Here is a 3,256-nt window from a genome sequence, read left to right as displayed (position 1 = left end):
TTGATGAGCATGGTCAATGAGAACGATCAAGCCGATCGGGCGATTAGTAAGGCTAAGCTTCATGCATTGCTGCACGTCCACACGCCTCCTATCAACGTGGTCGTCTTCCACGGCCCTGATAGGGAATACTCGTTTTCAGGGGGGTTTCCCGCTTAGATGCCTTCAGCGGTTATCCCGTCCATATATAGCTACCCTGCTATGCCCTTGGCAGGACAACAGGTCCACCAGAGATATGTCCATCCCGGTCCTCTCGTACTAGGGACAGATCCTGTCAATATTCCTACACCCACGGCAGATAGGGACCGAACTGTCTCACGACGTTCTGAACCCAGCTCACGTACCGCTTTAATTGGCGAACAGCCAAACCCTTGGGACCTGCTCCAGCCCCAGGATGCGATGAGCCGACATCGAGGTGCCAAACAACCCCGTCGATATGGACTCTTGGGGGTCATCAGCCTGTTATCCCCGGCGTACCTTTTATCCGTTGAGCGATGGCCCTTCCACGCGGGACCACCGGATCACTATGACCGACTTTCGTCTCTGCTCGACTTGTCAGTCTCGCAGTCAGGCGGGCTTATGCCATTGCACTCGACGAGCGATTTCCGACCGCTCTGAGCCCACCATCGCGCGCCTCCGTTACTCTTTCGGAGGCGACCGCCCCAGTCAAACTACCCACCATACACTGTCCCGGACCCGGATGACGGGCCGCGGTTAGACATCCATGACGATAAGGGTGGTATTTCAAGGATGGCTCCACGAAGACTGGCGTCCCCGCTTCAAAGCCTACCACCTATCCTACACATGCCGACACGAATGCCAGTGTAAAGCTATAGTAAAGGTGCACGGGGTCTTTCCGTCTAACCGCAGGAACCCCGCATCTTCACGGGGAATTCAATTTCACTGAGTCGATGTTGGAGACAGCGGGGAAGTCGTTACGCCATTCGTGCAGGTCGGAACTTACCCGACAAGGAATTTCGCTACCTTAGGACCGTTATAGTTACGGCCGCCGTTTACTGGGGCTTCGATTCAGAGCTTGCACCCCTCCTCTTAACCTTCCAGCACCGGGCAGGCGTCAGACCCTATACGTCGTCTTTCGACTTCGCAGAGCCCTGTGTTTTTGATAAACAGTCGCTACCCCCTGGTCTGTGCCACCCCAAAATGGTTGCCCAATCTGGGGTCACGCTTCTTCCGAAGTTACGCGTGCAATTTGCCGAGTTCCTTCAACATCGTTCTCTCAAGCGCCTTGGTATGCTCTACCTGACCACCTGTGTCGGTTTCGGGTACGGTCTATAAGGTGGAGCTGTTTCCTGGAACCGCCCCGCTGCCCACCCAATCCAATAAGAGTGAACAACTTTCGCGATCCGTCACTACCACCAGGCCCACGAATATTAACGTGGTTCCCATCGACTACGCATGTCTGCCTCGTCTTAGGGGCCGGCTAACCCTGCTCAGATTAACTTTAAGCAGGAACCCTTGGTCTTTCGGCGAGAGGGTCTCTCACCCTCTTTATCGTTACTCATGTCAACATTCGCACTTCCGATATCTCCAGCAGCCCTCACGGGTCCGCCTTCACAGACTTACGGAACGCTCCGCTACCCCTATGTCTTCGTTAGAAGATCATAAGCCTCAGCTTCGGTGCATGGCTTTAGCCCCGTTACATTTTCGGCGCAAAGACCCTTGATTAGACCAGTGAGCTGTTACGCTTTCTTTAAATGATGGCTGCTTCTAAGCCAACATCCTGGTTGTTTTGGGATCCTCACATCCTTTCCCACTTAGCCATGACTTGGGGACCTTAGCTGGAGGTCAGGGTTGTTGCCCTCTTCACGACGGACGTTAGCACCCGCCGTGTGTCTGCCGAGTAGTACTCTCAGGTATTCGCAGTTTGGTTAGGATCAGTAAGACGGTGAGTCCCCATAGCCCATCCAGTGCTCTACCCCCTGAGGTATTCGCTCGACGCTCTACCTAAATAGATTTCGCGGAGAACCAGCTATCTCCGAGTTTGATTGGCCTTTCACCCCTAGCCACAAGTCATCCCAATCTATTGCAACAGATGCGGGTTCGGCCCTCCAGTTGGTGTTACCCAACCTTCAGCCTGCTCATGGCTAGATCACTCGGTTTCGGGTCTAATGCAACTAACTCAATCGCCCTATTCAGACTCGCTTTCGCTGCGCCTACACCTACCGGCTTAAGCTTGCTAGTTACACTAAGTCGTTGACCCATTATACAAAAGGTACGCCGTCAGCCTTGCGGCCTCCGACTGCTTGTAGGCATCCGGTTTCAGGTTCTATTTCACTCCCCTTGTCGGGGTGCTTTTCACCTTTCCCTCACGGTACTTGTTCGCTATCGGTCATGCACGAGTACTTAGGCTTGGAGAGTGGTCTCCCCATGTTCAGACAGGATTTCTCGTGTCCCGCCCTACTCTAGGACAATCAGTGTTCTACGCCTACGGGGCTGTCACCCGCTACGGCCAAGCTTTCCAGCTTGTTCGGCTTTATTCCTGATTGCCACTGGCCTGGTCCGCGTTCGCTCGCCACTACTTGCGGAGTCTCGGTTGATGTCCTTTCCTGCAGGTACTTAGATGTTTCAGTTCCCTGCGTTCGCTTCTAACCCCTATCTATTCGAAGGTTAGATACCTTATTAACGATACTTGGAAACCTGTGCAGTTGTTGATGTTCTGCCAGCGTTAACAAGGACTTCTGTCCTCACGCTGTCGCGATCCTTGATCGCTTCGCTGCGGACGGCGCGCCAAACGATTGGCAACGACCTGGCGGTCTGTATGGGAAGTCCCATGCAGCGTCCTCAGCGCCAGTCCAACTGAACAGATTTTCCAAGTATCTAAGGTGGGTTGCCCCATTCGGAGATCCATGGATCAAAGCTCATTCGCAGCTCCCCACGGCTTATCGCAGCGTATCACGTCCTTCTTCGCCTGTGCATGCCAAGGCATCCACCAAATGCCCTTACGACACTTAATCGTTCTCATTGCCAATGCCCATCAGTATAGCCTGCACTTGGTGCAGGCAGCAGGGCTACCTTTTACAACCCTGCCATCTCATGATGCCATCGACGTGTTCGATCCGGTCACTTATTGGAGCTACGCCGAGCAGCTCGCTTGTGCCGGATCATAAGACCAGCTTCTCGAGATCAAATCCGGGACCGCGCGGTTAGCAGACGGCCATCAGTAAAGTCGTCAGAGGCGCCCGAAGACACCAACAACGACCGACCAGAGTGACAAGCTTCCTTTCTCCACTGACCCCTC

1 rRNA gene is annotated in these 3,256 nt (G+C 54.0%); it reads right to left on the bottom strand.

The annotated features are described in order from the left end of the window. Positions 1-22: 22 nt before the first annotated feature. Positions 23-2,972: ribosomal RNA gene (locus ABK249_RS33545) — 23S ribosomal RNA — on the bottom strand. Between the last annotated feature and the right edge of the window lie 284 nt (positions 2,973-3,256).

Source organism: Neorhizobium phenanthreniclasticum, assembly GCF_040066075.1.
In the GTDB taxonomy this organism is placed as follows: Bacteria; Pseudomonadota; Alphaproteobacteria; order Rhizobiales; family Rhizobiaceae; genus Neorhizobium; species Neorhizobium petrolearium.
This window is presented reverse-complemented; position numbering and strand designations above follow the sequence as displayed.